This window comes from Pseudomonas sp. ESBL9, from assembly GCF_036668715.1.
GTDB classification, from domain to species: domain Bacteria; phylum Pseudomonadota; class Gammaproteobacteria; order Pseudomonadales; family Pseudomonadaceae; genus Aquipseudomonas; species Aquipseudomonas lundensis.
The window spans coordinates 107,787-126,422 of record NZ_JAZEVV010000009.1 but is presented as its reverse complement, the minus strand read 5'-3'; the positions used below and the strand labels follow the sequence as shown (position 1 = coordinate 126,422).

The 18,636-nt window shown below is 61.6% G+C and carries 20 protein-coding genes; all 20 read right to left on the bottom strand.

Going from position 1 to position 18,636, the window contains the following annotated elements; translation table 11 throughout:
• On the bottom strand, positions 1 to 783 hold the full coding sequence (gene fliR, locus V6F78_RS20635; RefSeq protein ID WP_047275930.1) for a flagellar biosynthetic protein FliR: 783 nt from the start codon (positions 781 to 783) through the stop codon (positions 1 to 3).
• Positions 784 to 1,053 carry a flagellar biosynthesis protein FliQ gene (gene fliQ, locus V6F78_RS20630; RefSeq protein WP_047276163.1) on the bottom strand — a complete coding sequence of 90 codons (270 nt, stop codon included), beginning with the start codon at positions 1,051 to 1,053 and terminating at the stop codon, positions 784 to 786.
• A gap of 24 nt (positions 1,054 to 1,077) precedes the next feature.
• Positions 1,078 to 1,821 (bottom strand): flagellar type III secretion system pore protein FliP, encoded by a 744-nt coding sequence (gene fliP, locus V6F78_RS20625; protein ID WP_047275934.1) that lies wholly within the window; start codon positions 1,819 to 1,821, stop codon positions 1,078 to 1,080.
• Positions 1,821 to 2,261 carry a flagellar biosynthetic protein FliO gene (fliO, locus tag V6F78_RS20620; protein WP_047294515.1) on the bottom strand — a complete coding sequence of 147 codons (441 nt, stop codon included), beginning with the start codon at positions 2,259 to 2,261 and terminating at the stop codon, positions 1,821 to 1,823. The genes fliP and fliO overlap by 1 nt, the downstream gene beginning before the upstream one ends.
• Complete coding sequence (gene fliN / locus V6F78_RS20615; protein WP_047275937.1) at positions 2,262 to 2,729, bottom strand: flagellar motor switch protein FliN; 468 nt, start codon at positions 2,727 to 2,729, stop codon at positions 2,262 to 2,264.
• 56 nt (positions 2,730 to 2,785) lie between these two features.
• On the bottom strand, positions 2,786 to 3,754 hold the full coding sequence (gene fliM / locus V6F78_RS20610; RefSeq protein WP_047275940.1) for a flagellar motor switch protein FliM: 969 nt from the start codon (positions 3,752 to 3,754) through the stop codon (positions 2,786 to 2,788).
• Between the two features lie 9 nt (positions 3,755 to 3,763).
• Positions 3,764 to 4,255 (bottom strand): flagellar basal body-associated protein FliL, encoded by a 492-nt coding sequence (fliL, locus tag V6F78_RS20605; protein WP_047275942.1) that lies wholly within the window; start codon positions 4,253 to 4,255, stop codon positions 3,764 to 3,766.
• Positions 4,256 to 4,451: 196 nt separating this feature from the next.
• Entirely contained in the window at positions 4,452 to 5,801 is a 1,350-nt protein-coding gene (locus V6F78_RS20600) for a flagellar hook-length control protein FliK (RefSeq protein WP_095008397.1), read from the bottom strand.
• Positions 5,802 to 5,878: 77 nt separating this feature from the next.
• Positions 5,879 to 6,241 carry an Hpt domain-containing protein gene (locus tag V6F78_RS20595; RefSeq protein ID WP_048375736.1) on the bottom strand — a complete coding sequence of 121 codons (363 nt, stop codon included), beginning with the start codon at positions 6,239 to 6,241 and terminating at the stop codon, positions 5,879 to 5,881.
• Positions 6,242 to 6,272: 31 nt separating this feature from the next.
• The gene (locus V6F78_RS20590) at positions 6,273 to 7,988 is read right to left on the bottom strand and encodes an ATP-binding SpoIIE family protein phosphatase (protein WP_332728091.1); all 1,716 of its coding nucleotides are present in this window, start codon (positions 7,986 to 7,988) and stop codon (positions 6,273 to 6,275) included.
• Positions 7,985 to 8,290, bottom strand: coding sequence for an STAS domain-containing protein (locus V6F78_RS20585; protein WP_048375738.1), 306 nt, complete (start codon positions 8,288 to 8,290; stop codon positions 7,985 to 7,987). Before V6F78_RS20585 ends, V6F78_RS20590 begins: the two co-directional genes overlap by 4 nt.
• Before the next feature lie 86 nt (positions 8,291 to 8,376).
• A complete protein-coding gene (gene fliJ, locus V6F78_RS20580; protein ID WP_047275950.1) occupies positions 8,377 to 8,829 on the bottom strand; it encodes a flagellar export protein FliJ in 453 nt (150 codons plus the stop codon).
• A 6-nt stretch (positions 8,830 to 8,835) separates the two neighbouring features.
• Complete coding sequence (gene fliI / locus V6F78_RS20575; protein ID WP_047275952.1) at positions 8,836 to 10,194, bottom strand: flagellar protein export ATPase FliI; 1,359 nt, start codon at positions 10,192 to 10,194, stop codon at positions 8,836 to 8,838.
• A complete protein-coding gene (gene fliH, locus V6F78_RS20570) occupies positions 10,184 to 10,957 on the bottom strand; it encodes a flagellar assembly protein FliH (protein WP_094990436.1) in 774 nt (257 codons plus the stop codon). The genes fliI and fliH overlap by 11 nt, the downstream gene beginning before the upstream one ends.
• Complete coding sequence (gene fliG, locus V6F78_RS20565; protein ID WP_047275955.1) at positions 10,958 to 11,980, bottom strand: flagellar motor switch protein FliG; 1,023 nt, start codon at positions 11,978 to 11,980, stop codon at positions 10,958 to 10,960.
• Entirely contained in the window at positions 11,973 to 13,766 is a 1,794-nt protein-coding gene (gene fliF, locus V6F78_RS20560) for a flagellar basal-body MS-ring/collar protein FliF (RefSeq protein WP_047275957.1), read from the bottom strand. Before fliF ends, fliG begins: the two co-directional genes overlap by 8 nt.
• A 14-nt stretch (positions 13,767 to 13,780) precedes the next feature.
• Positions 13,781 to 14,113, bottom strand: coding sequence for a flagellar hook-basal body complex protein FliE (fliE, locus tag V6F78_RS20555; protein WP_047294522.1), 333 nt, complete (start codon positions 14,111 to 14,113; stop codon positions 13,781 to 13,783).
• 185 nt (positions 14,114 to 14,298) lie between these two features.
• A complete protein-coding gene (locus tag V6F78_RS20550; protein WP_203305433.1) occupies positions 14,299 to 15,702 on the bottom strand; it encodes a sigma-54-dependent transcriptional regulator in 1,404 nt (467 codons plus the stop codon).
• A 5-nt stretch (positions 15,703 to 15,707) separates the two neighbouring features.
• Positions 15,708 to 16,907, bottom strand: a complete 1,200-nt coding sequence (locus V6F78_RS20545; RefSeq protein WP_047294544.1) for a sensor histidine kinase — start codon at positions 16,905 to 16,907, stop codon at positions 15,708 to 15,710.
• A 160-nt stretch (positions 16,908 to 17,067) separates the two neighbouring features.
• Positions 17,068 to 18,543 (bottom strand): sigma-54 dependent transcriptional regulator, encoded by a 1,476-nt coding sequence (locus V6F78_RS20540; protein ID WP_332728086.1) that lies wholly within the window; start codon positions 18,541 to 18,543, stop codon positions 17,068 to 17,070.
• Between the last annotated feature and the right edge of the window lie 93 nt (positions 18,544 to 18,636).

Here is an 18,636-nt window from a genome sequence, read left to right as displayed (position 1 = left end):
CTATTTCGCCTGTGCCAGATCACGTAAGAACTGCAGGGCCTCAGTGGCCAGCGGTTGGTACTGATTGAGAATGTCCGCCAGGCTGATCCACAGGATCACCATGCCCAGCACCAGGGTCAGCGGAAAGCCGATGGCGAAGATGTTCAGTTGCGGCGCCGCCCGGGTCATGACGCCGAAGGCAATGTTGACCACCAGCAGCGCGGTAATGGCCGGCAACACCAGCATCAGGGCCGCGCCCAGCACCCAGCCCAGTTTGCCCACCACTTCCCAAAAATGAAGGGTCAATAAACCGCCGCCGACCGGCAAGGTGGTAAAGCTCTCGGTGAGCACTTCGAACACCACCAAGTGCCCGTTCATGGACAGGAACAGCAAGGTCACCAGCATGGTGAAAAACTGCCCGATCACGGCCACGTTAACCCCGTTGGCCGGGTCGACCATGGAGGCGAAGCCCATGCCCATCTGGATCGCGACGATTTGCCCGGCCACCACGAACGCCTGAAAAAACAGTTGCAGTGAAAACCCGAGCAACGCGCCGATGATGATTTGCTCGGCAATCAGCATCAGCCCGCTCAGGTCCAGCGGGTTGACGGTGGGCAGCGGCGGCAGGCTGGGCACAATGGCCAGGGTAATGGCAATCGACAAAAACAGCTTGATGCGCTTGGGCACCAGGGTCGTGCCGATGATCGGCATGGTGGTCAACAGCGCGCCGACCCGGAACAGCGGCAGCATGAAGCTGGCGACCCAAGTACTGATCTGCGCGTCCGTCAGGGCCAGCAGCGACATTTAGCCGATCAACTGCGGAATGCTGCCGTACAACGACAGGATGTATTCCATGAACGTCTGCACCAGCCACGGCCCGGCCACGATCAGGGTCACGAGCATCACCAGCAAACGCGGGAGGAAGCTCAGGGTCTGTTCGTTGATTTGGGTGGCCGCCTGGAACATGGCGACCATCAGGCCCACCAGCAGGCTGGGCACCACCAGAACGGCCACCATCAGGGTGGTCAGCCACAACGCACTGCGAAACAGGTCAACCGCGACTTCTGGGGTCATTGCGCATTACTCCCGGGCATGGCGTCATACCCCGCCAAAACTGCTGGCCAGCGTGCCGATAATCAGCGCCCAGCCATCGACCAGCACGAACAGCATGATTTTGAACGGCAACGAAATAATCAGCGGCGACAGCATCATCATGCCCATGGCCATCAGCACACTGGCCACTACCAGGTCGATGATCAGGAACGGAATGAAGATCATGAAGCCGATTTGAAACGCGGTTTTCAGTTCCGAGGTGACAAACGCCGGCACCAGAATGGTCAGCGGCGCGGCATCCGGGGTGGCGATGTCGGTCCGCTTGGACAGGCGCACGAACAGCTCAAGGTCGCTGCTGCGGGTTTGCGCCAGCATGAAATCCTTGATCGGGCCTTCGGCCTTGAGGATCGCGTCCTGCGCTGAGAGCTTTTCGGCAAGGTACGGCTGCAAGGCGTTTTGGTTAATTTTGTCGAACACCGGCGCCATGATGAACATCGTCAGAAACAACGCCATGCCCGTGAGGATCTGGTTGGACGGGGTTTGTTGCAGCCCCAGCGCCTGACGCAGGATCGAAAACACAATGATGATCCGCGTGAAACTGGTCATCAGCATGACGAACGCCGGGATAAAACTCAGCGCCGTCATGATCAGCAGGATTTGCAGGCTGACCGAGTACTCCTGCTGGCCGTCGGCGCCCGTGCCCAGGGTGATGGCCGGAATCGACAACGGATCGGCACCGAACGCCAACGGCGCGGCCAGCGCCAACAACAGCGCAACGACTAAACGCATTACGGCTTGTCCTTCTGGTTGCCCATCAGTTCCAGCAGGCGCTTGGCAAACTCCGGCGTGGCAGGCTGGGGGGTAGTCGGCAAGGTCACCGGCTCCTTGAGCACATGCAGCGGCGTGATCCGGCCGGGCGTCAGGCCCAGCAGGATCTGCTCATTGCCCACTTGCACCAGCACCAGACGATCACGCGCGCCCAGCGCACGCGAGCTGATCAGTTCAATCACCTGCCCCTGACGCGACCCGGCGTGCTGAACCCGGCGCAACAGCCAGGCCAGGCCGAAAATCAGCCCCAGCACCAGCAGCAGGCCCAGCACCAGCTGGGTCAATTGACCGCCGATGCCACTGCCGACCACCGGCGCAGCCGCCGTGGTGGCCGTGACCACAGGTTCGGCCGCCAGCACGCTGAACGGGAACGCCAGTAAACCGCCGAGTAACCGCTTCATTCAGCGCAGCTTCTTGATGCGTTCGCTTGGGCTGATGACGTCCGTCAGGCGAATGCCGAACTTTTCGTTCACCACTACCACTTCGCCGTGCGCAATCAGCGTGCCGTTGACCAGCACGTCCAGCGGCTCACCGGCCAGACGGTCCAGTTCAATTACCGAGCCCTGGTTGAGTTGCAGCAGGTTACGGATGTTGATGTCGGTGCTGCCCACTTCCATGGAGATGGACACCGGAATATCCAGAATCACGTCCAGGTTGGGGCCGTCCAGCGTGACCGGCTCGTTGTTGCGCGGCACGCTGCCGAATTCTTCCATCGGCACGCGGTTGGACGACGGGGCCTTGGCCGCATCGGCCGCCAGCAAGGCGTCAATGTCGTGTTGGCCCACATCGCCGGTTTCTTCCAGTGCAGCCGCCCATTCATCGGCCAGCGCCTGGTCTTCGGCGGAAGTTATTTCGTGTTCGTCAGCCATCATTTGTCCTCGGCGGGCAGTCAATCAGTTACACAGCGAATTCTTGAAACCGGCGCTTAGCGCCGGTCGATGGGCTCAACCACTTGCAGGGCGAGATTGCCCTTGTGCGAGCCCAGTTTGACTTTGAACGACGGCACGCCATTGGCACGCATGACCAGCTCGTCCTGCAGCTCGATGGGGATCACGTCGCCGGGCTGCATGTGCAGAATGTCCCGCAGCCGCAACTGGCGACGGGCCACCGTGGCACTGAGCGGCACGCTGACGTCGAGTACGTCTTCACGCAGCGCTTTGCTCCAGCGTTCGTCCTGATCGTCGAGGTCGGACTGGAAACCGGCGTCGAGCATCTCGCGCACCGGCTCGATCATCGAATACGGCATGGTCACGTGCAGGTCGCCGCCACCGCCGTCCAGCTCGATGTGGAAGGTGGAGACCACAATCGCCTCGCTCGGGCCGACGATGTTGGCCATGGCCGGGTTCACTTCCGAGTTGATGTACTCGAAATTGACTTCCATGATCGCCTGCCAGGCTTCTTTCAAGTCGATGAAAGCCTGCTCCAGCACCATGCGCACCACGCGCAACTCGGTGGGCGTGAATTCACGGCCCTCGATCTTGGCGTGACGCCCGTCGCCGCCGAAGAAGTTGTCCACCAGCTTGAACACCAACTTGGCGTCCAGGATGAACAGCGCCGTGCCACGCAGCGGCTTGATCTTGACCAGGTTCAAACTGGTGGGCACGTACAGCGAATGCACGTACTCACCGAACTTCATCACCTGCACCCCGCCCACGGCCACGTCGGCCGAGCGGCGCAGCATGTTGAACATACTGATGCGGGTGTAGCGCGCGAAACGCTCGTTGATCATTTCGAGGGTCGGCATGCGCCCGCGAACAATACGGTCCTGACTGGTCAGGTCGTAACTTTTGACACTGCCGGGTTCGGCAGCCATTTCGGTCTGTACCAGACCGTCATCGACGCCATGCAACAGCGCATCGATCTCATCCTGGGACAGCAGGTCTTGCACGGCCATGTCGTGATCCTACTGCAATACGAAGTTAGTAAAGAGCACCTGATCGACCACCACTTTGCCCAGCTCTTTTTGCGCAACGGCTTGCACACTGGCAGTGGCTTTTTGACGCAACATTTCCTGGCCGACCGGCGTGGCGATGCTGTCGAAGGTTTCCCCGGAGAACAGCATGACCAGGTTGTTGCGGATCACCGGCATGTGAACCTTGAGCGCGTCCAGATCGGCCTGGTTACGGGCTTGCAGGGTCATGCTCACTTGCATGTAGCGCTGGCGGCCATTGGCGTTGTAATTGAGCACAAACGCAGGCGCCATCGGCTCGTAGATCGCCGGGACTTTAGCGTTCGGGTCAACCACCACCTCGGGCTTGCTCTGGGCGCTGTGCATGAAATACCAGGTGGCGCCCACGGACAGGCCAATCGCCAGCAGCAACGCCACGACGATCAGGATAATCAGCTTGAGTTTGCCTTTCTGGGCGGGGTCTTTCACTGCGTCGCTCTTCGCCATGCCAATAATCCGTCACTATTCGGTTTTCACAGGTGCATGGCTAGGCAAGAGCAAGTGTTATGCCAGAAGTGAGTGTCGGGCGGGCATTGTTTGGCGTGAGCGGGGTTGGGGCGCGATGGCACGGCGATAACCGCGCGGTGCGCGGCAGCGACTGCACCGTTAAGGGGAGCCGCTGCGCAAGGCTGCGAGCCAGTTATCAGGCGTAGTAATCCACCGCACTGGAGCCCAGGATCACACTTGGCGCTGCGGCTTCAACGGCCGCCACGGACAGGTCGTCCTCCACAGTGCCGTCCGCCCGCCCACCGTTGCCTGTGCCATTGGCGCGGTGCTGGCCTTGTTGCTCCTGACCCTGGCCCTGCCAATTGCGCGATTGATCCGACACGTTGACGTCCACTTGCCCCATGCCCTGCTGGGCGAACATCTCACGCAGACGGTGCATCTGCCCTTCCAGCGCTTCACGCACACCGGCGTGACCGCTCATGAAGTTCACTTGCGCCGGCTGATCGGCCGCGATGTTGACGCGGATGTCCAGTCGCCCCAGTTCGGCGGGTTCCAGCTGAATGTCCGCCGACTTGAGGTTGGCGCTGGACAGGTACATCACCCGGTTGACCACTTCTTCAGACCAGCCGTTCTGATGCATGGCCAAGGGCTGGTTGACCGGCAAGGCATTGGCGGTTTTGGGCACCGCGGCCTGGGTCAAGGCCGCCAGACGATTGGCGAAGTCGTCGACACGGGTGTCGCTGGAGGCGCTTTTCAAGTCTTTAAGGCCATCGTCCACCAACCCCTTGAAGGCCTTTTCGCCGCCCTCGCCGGTGGTTTGGGAGTCGGTTTTCGGCTCGATCAGCAGGGCCATGCCGCTGGCCTGCCCCTGGGTTTGAGCAGCCGGTGCAGTGGTATCAGCAGAGGTGCTTTTGGTCGGCGCCTGACTGCTGGCGGACACGTGCCCGCCCTGCTCCATGGCCAGGCGCACCGCCGGCAGGTCGTCCAGGGGATCGGCCTCGGGGTCGAAGGTGTCATCGGCCACCGGCTGAGGTTGAACCGCAGCCGACGTGGCCGCCGCAGCCGCCGCAGCCAGTTGCGGCGCCTGCACCTCGGGTGGTGGCGCAACAGCGTCAACCGGCACCTCCGCCACCGGCGGTGTCAGCGGGGTGGTCGGGGCCACGGGCGTCAGCGCGGACGGATCGGTGGAAGCCACGTCATCGGACGCCGACGTCGTGCTGGCGTCCTGGTCATCACGGGCATTGTCGGCGCGCTTGCCGCCAGGCAAGGGTTTGCCGCTATCGGCAACGTTCGCCGGTTTGCCAGCGCTTTTGTCGTTGCGCACATCAGGCCTGGCTGGCGCATCCGCCCCCTTGTCGCGCGACGGTTTGGCGACTTTATCGGCGGCATTGGACGCGGTGTCTTGCGACGCCTTGGCGTACACCTTCGAGAACGGCGCCCCCCCGGTTTTGTTGGGCTCAACAGCAGGCTGGGACGCATTGGCCGCGGCGGCTTTGGACGCAGCGGCGGCAGGTGTCTGAAGAAGCGGGTTGGCGGCAAGCGGCATGTAAGGTCTCCACTGTACGGGCTGGCGTAGGTACAGGTCAGAGATTCAGAGCAAGGTTCGGGCCAGCTTTGCGCCCATCAGTGGGAAACCACGTGTGCCACCCCGCAGCGCTTGCGTTCGGCGCTGTACAGTCGGCGCACGGTTTGATATTCACGGTCGATTTTCAGCACCAGCGCTTCGATGCCGTCCACCGGCATTTTTTGCACCCCGGCTTCGAGTTCAGCGCACAAGCGCGCCAAACGAATGGCACCCATGTTGCTGCTGCTGCCTTTAAAGCTGTGGGCAACCGCCATCAGCTCGGTAGGACCACGCGCCAGATGCAATTGCTGCAGACGTTCGTCCGAGTCCGCGATAAAGGTGTCCAGCAGGTCGGCAAACCCGCCCTCCATCACGTCACGCAATGCGCTCACAACAGCCGGGTCCATGTGTAAATCAGACACTTGTTCACTCCTTGATCAAGAATGGGGCGGATTATGCCAGAGCCTCCCACGAAAACTCCACGTACGCGCTGCGACCATCGTCTGACCAGCGCGCCGCAGGACACAGTTGACGCACCAGGCTCACGCCGCGCCCCGACAGGCGCCCTTTGTCCAGGGGACGCGCCAATACGTTGTGGACATCGAATCCTTTTCCGCTGTCTTCAACTTGTATCACTAAACGTCCACCGTTGAGCATAGGCTCAACCCGCAGGTGCAGCCGGACAAATCCTTCTTTAAGGGCTGCCAGCCGCTCTTCCCGGCGCTGGTAATACTGCGCGAACCCGGCGGCGTTGCGCTTGATCCGCGAGTCGAGCCCCAACACGCCATGCTCCAGGGCATTGGCGTACAGCTCGGCCAGCACCGCGTGGATCACCGCCCCCTGCGTGCGCAGCCCAGGGACTTCCATCAACAACTGCAACAGGTAGGGCAACGGGTTGAACTGTTGCAGGGATTGGGCGCGAAACTCAAAGCTGGCCGACCAGTCCAGCGGGCTGCAACGCCCGCTGTCGGCGTAGAGAATCGGCGGCAGGTCCCAGGTGTGTGGCAGTTGCGATGTGATTTGCACCAGGCTCACGTCATCGCGCTTTTGCCCCTGGAAATCGCGCAGCGCCTGCACCACCTCATCAATCAGGTGTGCCGGGTCCCGATTACGGGCAAACACCCGCTCCAGCCCTTGCACGCCAAACAGTTGTTCATCGTGGCCTGCAGTATCGATGACCCCGTCCGAGAGCAAAAACAGCTGATCGCCCGGCGCCATGGACAGCACCTCGGTGGCGTCGTCAAAGGCGTCGCTGGTGAGCACCCCCAGCGGCAAGTGCCGGGACGGCAACGGCGTGCGCTCGCCGCTGGCCTGGGCATGCAAGTAGCCATCCGGCATGCCGCCATTCCACAGTTCGACGATACGCCGCTGGGCACTCACGCACGCCAGCGTGGCGCAGCAAAACATGTCCACGGGCAGGATGCGTTTGAGCTTGGCGTTCATCTCACGCAGGATTTCCGCCAGGCCATAGCCTTTGGCCGTCATGCTGTAGAACACCTCCGCCAGCGGCATGGCGCCGATGGCGGCGGGCAACCCGTGGCCGGTGAAGTCGCCCAGCAACACGTGGGTATCGCCGGTGGGGGTGTAGGCCGCCAGTAATAAATCGCCGTCGAACAAGGCATAAGGCGACTGCAAATACTGAATATTCGACGCCTTCAAACACCCGGAGTGCGCGACCCGGTCAAACACGGCCTTGGCCACTCGCTGTTCATTGAGCAGGTAGGTGTTGTGCCGGGCGATCAGGTTGCGTTGTTGCAACACCGTGTCCTGCAAGCGCCGCAAACGGTCCATGACGGTGATCTTGGCGGCCAGCACCTGCGGGTTGTAGGGCTTGATCAGCACATCATCGCCCCCGGCCTCCATCGCACGGGTCAAGGCGTCAGCGTGTTCGAGCGAGGTGAGGAAAATGATCGGCACCAGCGTCTCGCCGGCCAGCGCCTTGATCTGCCGCGTGGCTTCAAAGCCGTCCATGACCGGCATCAGCGCGTCCATCAGCACCAGTTGCGGGCGCTGCTCGGCAAACAGCGCCACCGCTTCGGCGCCATCGGCAGCCAGCAACACGCGATGCCCCTGCTTGCTGACAATGCGCGAAAGCAACAAGCGATCGACCGCACTGTCTTCAGCGATCAGCAGGGTGAGCGGCTGGATGTCTGCGTGTGACCCGTTCAACTGATATCAAACAGCTTGTCGAAGTTGGAAGTGGCGAAGATTTTGCGCACGCCGGCATTGCAATTGACGATCCGCACATCCGACTCATCGCCCCCGGCGTAGTCACGCAACAGCAACAGCATGCCCAGCGCAGAACTGTCGACGTAAGTCGTGTCCTTGAGGTCAACCACAAACTGATCAGGTCTGTGGTCCAGCCGTTCGTAAGCGTGCCTGAAATCTTGATGCTGGACGAAATCAAAACGCCCCTTGATCGTTAACGTCAGTTTTCTACCATCGGCCGTGAGTTCTGAAGTGACAGCCATGCGCACGCATCCTTATCTGAGGTCGGGTGCCCAGAACTATAGACGGCGATGACGATTTCACCTCCCGCGGCGGGAATCCGGCGGGCTTATAACGTGTCGCGGCGCTGCAGGCGCTGGGACAGCTCGTCCATCAGCTTTTGTTCGCGCTTGTCTTCCAGCTGCCGCGCTTCGTCGGCGTAGCGTTGCACCAATTTGCGCAATCCTTCGACCCGGGCGTAGGCCTGCTGCCAGGTTTCACGGGCTTTATTGAGGTTGTTTTCGTGCCAGACCAAACTCTGCCGTTGCTGAGAGACAGCGGTTTCAAGCTGGTTGAGAAAGTACTGGTAACTGCGCAGCCATTGCCCTGACACGCCCTGGCTGCCACGGTCGACCCATTGCGACTGGTACTCGGCGCGGAAGTTTTCCAGGTCGCCCAGCTTGCTGTTGGCCAGGTTCACTTGCCCCTGAAAATGCCCGAGACGCTGCGCAGCGGCTTTTTCGGCGCTTTCGGCCATGTCCACCACTGGCGCCAGACGCGCCGCTCTTCCCCCGCTGGCCATCAGGGATTAGCCGCCCGGTGCCGGGGCAAAAATCGACCCCAGATGGCCACTGCTTTCGCCCAGGCTGATGTTGTCGTTCAGCCCTTGACGCAGGTACGCCACCATCGCCGGTTGCAGGGCAATCGCGGTGTCGGTTTCGCGGTCACCGCCCGGTACGTAGGCGCCGACGCTGATCAAGTCCCGCGCCTGCTGGAAGCGCGACCACAACTGCTTGAATTGCTGCGCGCGGCGCATGTGCTCTTCGTTGACCACCGAGGGCATGACCCGACTGATGGACGCTTCGATGTCGATGGCCGGGTAATGGCCTTCTTCAGCCAGTCGCCGGGACAGCACGATGTGGCCGTCCAGCACGCCCCGCGCCGAGTCGGCAATCGGGTCTTGCTGGTCGTCCCCCTCGGACAGCACGGTGTAGAACGCGGTGATCGACCCGCCGCCCGCTTCGGCGTTACCCGCCCGCTCCACCAGTTTTGGCAGCTTGGCGAACACCGAAGGCGGATAACCCTTCGTCGCAGGCGGCTCGCCGATCGCCAGGGCGATTTCCCGCTGCGCCTGGGCGAAACGGGTCAGCGAGTCCATCAGCAACAGGACGTTTTTGCCTTTGTCGCGAAAGTATTCGGCAATCCGCGTGCAATACATGGCTGCGCGCATACGCATCAAGGGCGCGTCATCCGCTGGCGAGGCCACCACCACCGAGCGCTTGAGGCCTTCTTCGCCGAGGATGTGTTCGATGAACTCCTTCACCTCACGGCCCCGCTCACCGATCAGCCCCACCACCACGATGTCGGCCTCGGTAAAGCGGGTCATCATGCCCAGCAGCACACTCTTGCCCACGCCCGTACCGGCAAACAGGCCCAGACGCTGGCCGCGACCGACCGTCAATAAACCGTTGATGCTGCGGATGCCCACGTCCAGCGGCACGCTGATCGGGTTGCGCTTGAGCGGGTTGATGGTCGGGCCGTCCATCGGCACCCAGTCTTCGGCTTTCATCCCGCCTTTGCCGTCCAGTGCCCGCCCGGCGCCATCGAGCACGCGGCCGAGCATGCTCATGCCCATGGGCAAGCGCCCGGTGTCTGCCAACGGCACCACACGGGCGCCCGGCGCAATACCGGCGACACTGCCCACCGGCATGAGGAAGATTTTGCTACCCGAAAACCCCATCACTTCGGCTTCGACTTCCACCGGGTGAAAGCTGTCGTCGTTGATGACCAGGCAACGGCTGCCCATGGCCGCGCGCAAACCTTCGGCTTCAAGCGTCAGGCCGACCATGCGCAGCAGGCGGCCCTCGACAATGGGCTGGCCGGGCAAGGTGATGGCGGGCGAATAGGTGCTCAGGCGTTTGGCAAAACTGGTGCGTTTAAGGTGCATCCGGTGCGTCCAGGTCGACGTCAATGTCCGGCGCAGACGGGTGCAGCGCCTGTTCGTGCAATTGGTCAAACAACTGGCTCATGGCCTGCTTGATGCGGGTTTCGATGCTGGCGTCGATCCGGCTGTGTTCGGTTTCGACCCGGCAACCGCCCGGCTGCAAGGTGTCGTCTTCGAGGATCCGCCACGTGGCGTCATGCCGCTCGCGCAGGGCTTTGACCTGGGCAAAATCCTGCGGATTGATGAACAGGCGAATGTTGTCAGCGCCCATCGGCAACAATTTAAGGCTCTCGCGCAGCACTTGCTCGATCTGGCTGGAGTCGGTTTTCAGTTCGCGCTGGATCACCAGCCGCGTCATGTGTTCAACCAGCCCCACCATGGCTTTTTCGAGCTGCTCGTCCTGCTCGGCCAGCGGCGCAAACAGGCTGCTCATCAGGCGTTCCAGGCTGCCGACCTTGGCGCTCAAGGCCACTTCCGCCTCTTGGCGCACCTTGAGCTGCGTGCTGTGAAAGCCTTCTTTTTCGCCGGTGGCGAAGCCTTCGTTGTAGGCCTCCTGACGGATGCTTTCGAGCTCTTCGAGGGTCAGCGGCTGGACTTCCTCCAGCGGCACTTCTTCGCTCTCGACCGGCAGTTCTTCGACCGGCTCGGGTTCGGGTTCCGGCGCTTCGCGAAACGGGTCAAAGCTGGGCAAGGACCACACGTCAAAACCGCCGACATCGCGGGCGCGGATCACATCACTGGGCGACTCGCCCTTGGCATTGCTCACTTAGATCATCTCTTCGCCGCCCTTCCCGCCGAGAACGATTTCTCCGGCTTCGGCCATACGGCGAGCAATGGTGAGGATTTCTTTCTGTGCGGTTTCGACGTCGCTGACACGCACCGGGCCTTTGGCTTCCAGGTCGTCGCGCAGCAGTTCGGACGCACGCTTGGACATGTTCTTGAAGATTTTTTCCTGAACGTTGTCGTCCGAGCCCTTGAGCGCCAGTACCAGCACGTCCGAAGACACTTCGCGCAACAGCGCCTGAATGCCGCGGTCGTCGACGTCGGCCAGGTTGTTGAACACAAACATGAGGTCTTCGATCTGACCGGACAGGTCTTCGTCGATTTCGCGGATCGAGTCCATCAACTGGCCCTCGGTCGAGCTGTCGAGGAAGTTCATGATGTCGGCCGCACGCTTGATACCGCCCAATGTTGTACGGGCAGCATTGGAGTTGCCGGAGAATTGCTTCTCGAGAATCTGGTTCAGCTCTTTGAGCGCGGCCGGTTGCACGGTGTTGAGCGACGAGACGCGCAGGATGATGTCCAGGCGTGCCTTGTGGTCAAAATGGCCCAGCACCTCACCGGCCTGGTCGGGGTCCAGGTACGCCACCACGATGGCCTGGATTTGCGGGTGCTCGAAACGGATCACGTCCGCCACCGCACGCGGCTCCATCCATTTGAGGCTGTCCAGACCGCTGGTGTTGCCGCCCAGCAGGATGCGGTCGATCAGGCCGTTGGCCTTGTCTTCGCCCAGTGCCGAGGTGAGCATTTTGCGGATGTAGCTGTCAGAGCCAACGCCGAGGCTGGTCTGGTCGCCGACGATCTCGACGAACTCACTCATGACCTGCTCAACCTGCTCACGGTGAACGTTGCGCATTTGCGCCATCGCCACACCCACGCGCTGCACTTCTTTAGGGCCCATGTGCCGCAGCACCTGGGCCGCGTCGGTTTCCCCCAGGGACAGCAGCAGGATCGCGGCCTTGTCGACCCGGGTCAGCTTGAGGTTGGTGGCGGCTCGGTTGTCACTCATCAGCGTTGATCCACTCTTTCACGACCTGTGCCACACGGCCCGGGTCTTCTGCTACCAGACTTTTAATTGCGTTCAACTGAGCGTCATAGCCTTCGCTCGGGCTTGGCAACAGAATGCTTTGTGGACCGCCGAGGCTGACCCGGTCGTTGGCCAACTCGCCGTCCAGGCCGCCGATGCCGCCCAGACCGCCCAGCTCGGCATCACTGCCCAACGCCATTTGTTTGTTGCGGCCGTGACCGGTGATGTTGTTGAGCACCGGGCGCAATACGCCGAACACCAGCACCAGAATGAACAACACACCCAGCACTTGCTTGACGATGTCCCAGAACCACGGCTGCGAGTAGAACGGAATATCGGCAATCACTTCGCCTCGTTCGGCGGAGAACGGCACGTTGATCACGCTCACGCTGTCGCCACGGCTGGCGTCAAAGCCCACCGCGTCTTGCACCAGACGCGTGAAGCGCGCCAATTGATCGGTGCTCCACGGCTCGCGGGTGACTTCACCGTTGGCCGGGTCGACCTTGACCTGATCGTCCACCACCACGGCAACCGACAGGCGATTGACACGGCCCTGTTGCTGCTTGGTGTGGCTGATGGAGCGGTCCAGCTCAAAGTTTTTGGTCGATTGCGAACGTTTGTCGGCCGGGTATGGCGCCAACATGGGCTGGCCGGTGGCCGGGTCCATGATCTGCTGACCGTTGGCGTCCAGCAGCGGCTGGCCTGGCTGCACCATGCCAGCGGCGGCGGTGGCCTGGCCGGTTTGCTGCGGCGCCGACGCCGGGGCCGGTGGCTGATTGCTCAGCGCGCCCGGCACACCTTGCGGGCCATTGCTGGCGGTGCGTTGTTCGTTGGTGGACTGCTCGCTGCGCAACGCCGGTTGGTCCGGGTTGAATTGCTCGGAGGTCGATTCAACGGCGCTGAAATCCACGTCCGCGGACACTTCGGCCTTGTAGCGGTCATTACCCAATACCGGCTGCAGGATGTTGTGCACGCGCTGGGTGAGCATGCTTTCCATGCGGCGGCTGTAATCGAACTGCTTGCCAGCCATGGTCAGCTCGGAGTTTTCCGCCTGATCCGACAGCAGGTTGCCTTTCTGGTCGACCACGGTGATCTGCGATTTGGTCAATTCCGGGACGCTGGTGGCCACCAGATTGATAATGGCCAGCACCTGACCCGGCTCCAGCGAACGGCCCGAATACAGCTCAACCAGAACCGAGGCGCTGGGCTTGCGTTCATCGCGCACGAACACCGAGCTTTTCGGAATCGCCAGGTGCACGCGGGCGCCCTTGACGTTGTTCAGGCTGGAAATGGTGCGTGCCAGTTCGCCTTCGAGGCCGCGGCGATAGCGCGTGGCTTCCATGAACTGGCTAGTGCCCAGCCCCTGGTCCTTGTCCAGAATCTCGAAACCGATGTTGCTGTCGGTCGGCGAGACACCGGCGGCGGCCAGCTTGAGGCGGGCACGGGCGACGTCATCGGCCTTGACCAGTAACGCGCCGGAAGTGGGCTCGACTGTGTAGGGAATATCGGCGGTGGCCAGGGTCTCCATGACTTGCTTGGCATCCATACCGGCCAGGCTACCGTACAGTGGCCGGTAATCGGGCTGTTGCGACCACAGCACCACGGCAAAACCAATCGCCACGCTCGCGGCCAGCCCGACCATCAGGCCGACCTGACGCAGCATGGTCATCTCGGAAAGGTTTTCCAGAAAAGACAGCCCGAACAGCGGCGGTTTGCCTTCTGTAGAGCCCGCCTTGGCCGGGACGTTATCAGCGACTGCTTCTGCCATGACCTAATACGTCCTTAAACCGGCATCTGCATGATGTCTTGGTACGCCTGAACCAACTTGTTGCGTACTTGGGTCAATGCCTGAAAAGAAACACTGGCTTTCTGCGATGCAATCATCACGTCAGTCAGGTCAACACCGCTCTTGCCGATTTCAAACGCGTTCGACAACTGGGACGACGCCTGCTGGGTTTCGCTGACCTTGTTGATCGCGTTGCCGAGCATATCGGAGAAGCTGGGGGCGCCCAGTTCGGCAGGCGCTTGCACAGCCGACTTCGGCTGGGCCATGGCGTCCATTTGCATGGCCCGCATGTCCAACATCATTCGATTAAATTCAATACCTTGGCTCATGGACTACTCTCTCCGACGGCCCGCAATTTTTTGACGCTCACACAGCATCCACTGAGGTGTTAGCAACAAGGGTGCCAGTTATTTATTGATCTGGAACAAATCACGTTACAAAAGGTCGCAGGCAGATGAGTGGCGTGTGGTCGCACCGCACGGGCACAACCCTGCACAGTGACAAGCGTCAGTGTTCAAGGGGTGGCGAACAGGTACGCCTCGACATCCATACCCGCATCGCGCATTTGCGCCAATTTGTAGCGCAGGGTGCGCGGGCTGATGCCCAGGCGCTCGGCGGCCTCTTTGCGGCGACCCCGTTCGGCGCGCAAGGTGTCGATAATCAACTGGAACTCGCGACGGCGCAGGTCATCGCCCAGCGCCCCCGCCGACGCCCCGGCCGGTTCGTTGGGGGTTTGAGCAGGCGCCGGCAATCTGGCACTGCTTGAAGAAGACAACGGCGCACAGGCCACCGGCCCCGACAGACAAAAATCCGCCGCCTCGATCAGCCCGCTTTGTTGCAGGATCAGGGCGCGCTGAATGGCGTTGTCCAGCTCACGCACATTGCCCGGCCAGCCGTAGTGGGTCAGGCACGCTTGCGCATCCGGCGAGAAGCGTACGGCGGTGTGTTTCATTTTGTTGATGTGCTTGGCCAGCAGGCGCTCTGCCAGCGGCAGAATATCGGCGGTGCGCTCGCGCAACGGACGCCAGGCCAGCGGAAACACAGACAGCCGGTAATACAAATCTTCCCGGAACCGCCCCGCCGCCACTTCGCCCGCCAGATCGCGGTTAGTGGTGGCCACGACCCGAATATCCAGCGCTATCGGCTTGCGCCCGCCGACCCGTTCAACTTCACGCTCCTGCAACACGCGCAACAGCTTGGCTTGCAGGCCCAAGGGCATTTCAGAGATTTCATCCAGCAGCAGCGTGCCGCCGTCCGCCTGTTCAAATTTGCCCGCCTGCGCCGCAATCGCGCCCGTGAACGAGCCCTTTTCGTGGCCGAACAGCGTCGCTTCCAGCATGTTGTCCGGAATCGCCGCACAGTTGATCGCGACAAAGGGCTGAGTCGCCCGATGAGAGTGCTGATGAATGTAACGCGCCAGGACTTCTTTACCGGTGCCGGACTCACCCGAGATCAGCACCGTGGAATCGCTGCGGGCCACGCGGGCCGCCAGCTCCAGCAGTTGCGCGCTGGCCGGCTCGATGGCCACCGGGCCTTGCGCGTCAGCCGCGCCCAAACTGCCGAGCGCATGACGCGCCACCAGCTCCAGCAACGCCTTGGGTTCAAACGGCTTGACCAGGTAATCCGCCGCGCCTTGACGCATGGCGTCCACCGCGCGCTCCACCGCGCCGTGGGCGGTCATCAACAACACCGGCAGTTGGGGTTGCCGCGCCCGCAACAGGGCGAGCAATTGGTGACCGTCCATGCCCGGCATGTTGACATCGCTGACCACCAGACTGAACGCTTGGGCCGAGACCGCCTCCAGCGCTTCTTCAGCAGACCCCACGGCGCGAAACCGATGCCCGGCCAGCAGCAAAGTGTCGGATAACGCTTCACGCAACGCACGATCGTCTTCCACCAGCAGCACATTGATGCGCATTGCCATCAGCTCGCCTCCCCCGCGCGCGCTATCTCCTGCACGCCGAGCAATGGCAAGCCAAGCAGTGCACAGGTACCGCGCCCGAGTCGCGAGTGCAGTTGCAATTGACCCTGATGCGCGCGCACTACAGCCTTGACCACGGCCAGCCCCAGACCGGTGCCGGTGGCTTTGGTGGTGAAAAACGGCTCACCCAAACGCTCCAGCACCCGAGGCTCGATGCCACTGCCGCTGTCGCTCACACACAGGCGCAAAGTGTTGCCCCGTGCGTACACATGGACTTTGAGACGCACCTGCGCCGTGCCGGCTTGCAGGGCGTTTTCGATCAGATTGAGCAGCGCACCGACCAAGGTGTCGCGATTACACAGCACCTCGCCATCATGGATGTCGCACTGCCAGCGCATCGCAATGCCTTCGACGTGCGGTTGCGCGGCGGCTTGCAGCGCCTGCATCAACGCTTTGGGGGCAATGCGGTCAGTGAGGGGCAGTTCTCCGCGGGCAAACACCAGCATGTCTCGCACTTGATGCTCCAACTCATGCAAGCGCTCTTTAAGGCGCCCGGCAAAGCGCTGCTGGGTCTCGACCGGCAACTGTTGCTCAGTCAAATGACTGGCGTAGATCAAGGCCGCCGACAAAGGCGTGCGGATCTGGTGCGCCAGCGACGCCACCATGCGACCCAGGGAAGACAGGCGCTCATGGCGCGCAAGCTGGTCTTGCAGACGCCGGGTTTCTGTCAGGTCGTTGAGGAGCACCAGTTGACCCGGCTCGGCATCCAGCGAACGGGTGGAAATCGACAGGCGTCGGCCGTCAATCAGGGAAACTTCGTGGCCATCGTCTTCACGGGGCGCAAAACAGCGCGCGATCACATGGCGCCACAGTTCGCCTTCCAGCGGCAGCCCCAGCAGTTCGCAGGCGGCCGGGTTGGCCTCGCGCACCCGGCCGCGGTCGTCGATCACGATCACGCCGCCCGGCAGCAGGTCCAGCAGGTGTTGCAGGCGATTGGCCAGCCGCTCTTTTTCCGCCAGTTCGGCCATGCGCTGGGCGCTGACCACCGCCAGCTCGCCCTTGAGCTCGGTCACCCGGGCTTCCAGCAGGCTGTAGGAATCGGTCAATTGAGTCGACATCTGACTGAACAGCGAGAACGCCTGCTCAAGCCCTTCCCGACTGGCCTGTTCAACCGGGTTCAAGGGCTGAACGGCCAGAGACATGGCGTGCCCTGCGAGATCAGGGACGGAGGACTGCGGGGCGGACTGAGGCATGGGACTTTCTCGCGTGGCTGACCGTCATAAAACGGTTCGTTAGCAGAGACTTAGCAATACCCGTGCCTAAAAAAAATTACTTATAAATCAACAGGTTAAAAAACAGGCGTCAATCATCCGCCTGTTCTTCACCTTCACGACGGCTCATGCCGTACTTGCGCATCTTTTCCACCAAGGTGGTTCGACGGATGCGCAGCCGCTCTGCGGCACGGGCCACGATGCCGTTGGCGTCGTCCAGCGCTTGCTGAATCAGGCCCTGCTCCAGACCACCGAGGTAGTCTTTGAGGTCCAGCCCTTCGGGCGGCAGCATGGCCGTGGCGGTGAAATCCGGCGTGGCATTGTTGATGGCCACGCGCTCTTCCATGTCGCTGCGCAGGCTGTCGACCAATTGCTCGTCTTCGTCGTCCACGTAGCGGAATTTCTTCGGCAGCTCGGCCACCCCGATCACCCCGTAGGGATGCATGATGGCCATGCGCTCAACGAGGTTGGCCAGTTCACGCACGTTACCCGGCCAGCCGTGGCGGCACAAAGACATGATGGCGGCTGAATTGAAGCGGATGGATCCGCGCTTTTCGTGCTCCATGCGCGAAATCAGTTCGTTCATCAACAACGGGATGTCTTCGACGCGCTCACGCAACGGCGCCATTTCAATCGGGAAGACGTTGAGGCGGTAGTACAAGTCTTCGCGGAAGGCGCCGACTTCAATCATGCTTTCGAGGTTTTTGTGGGTCGCGGCAATGATGCGCACGTCGGCGCACTGGGTTTTGTTACTGCCCACACGTTCAAAGGTGCGCTCCTGCAACACGCGCAGCAGCTTGACCTGCATCGGCAGCGGCATGTCGCCGATTTCATCCAGGAACAGCGTGCCGCCGTTGGCCAGTTCAAAACGCCCGGCGCGGCTGGTGATGGCGCCGGTGAATGCGCCCTTCTCATGGCCGAACAGTTCGCTTTCGAGCAACTCGGCGGGAATCGCCCCGCAGTTAACGGGCACAAAGGGCGCGTCACGGCGTTTGGAGTGGTAATGCAGGTTGCGCGCGACCACTTCCTTGCCGGTCCCCGACTCGCCCAAGATCAACACACTGGCGTCGGTGTCGGCCACTTGCTGCATCATCTGGCGCACGTGATGGATCGCTCGGCTGGTGCCGACCAGGCTGCGGAACAAATTCGGTTCACGGTGCCGACCGCGCTCACGGGCCTGGTCGTACATCTCGCGGTAGACCTGGGCACGGTGCAGCGAATCGAGCAATTTGCTGTAGCTGGGGGGCATTTCAAGGCTGGACAGCACGCGGCGGCGCTGGTCTTCGGGCAGGTCGACCGAAGAAATATCACCCAAAAGTAAAATGGGAAGGAACTCATCCCACACGGCGAGTGTCTTAAGCAAGCTCGAAGCTCCACCCGCACTGCTCACGTCGCCTACAAGCACGCAGAGTACTTCGCGGCTGGACGCCAAGGAACCGACAGCCTGCTGCCAATCGCTACTCGCGGCGGATAAATTTTCTTCGCCCAGAAAATTTAAAATCACCGCCAGGTCGCGGCGACGGACACTATCGTCATCGATTAGCAGAATCTTGGTTTCACGCCACATGCAATAGCAACTTCCCTAGTCAACTCAATGCCCTGATTGAGGGGCAAGGTAGACGCCTTGACCCGTATGGATATTTAAGACGACTGAAATCAG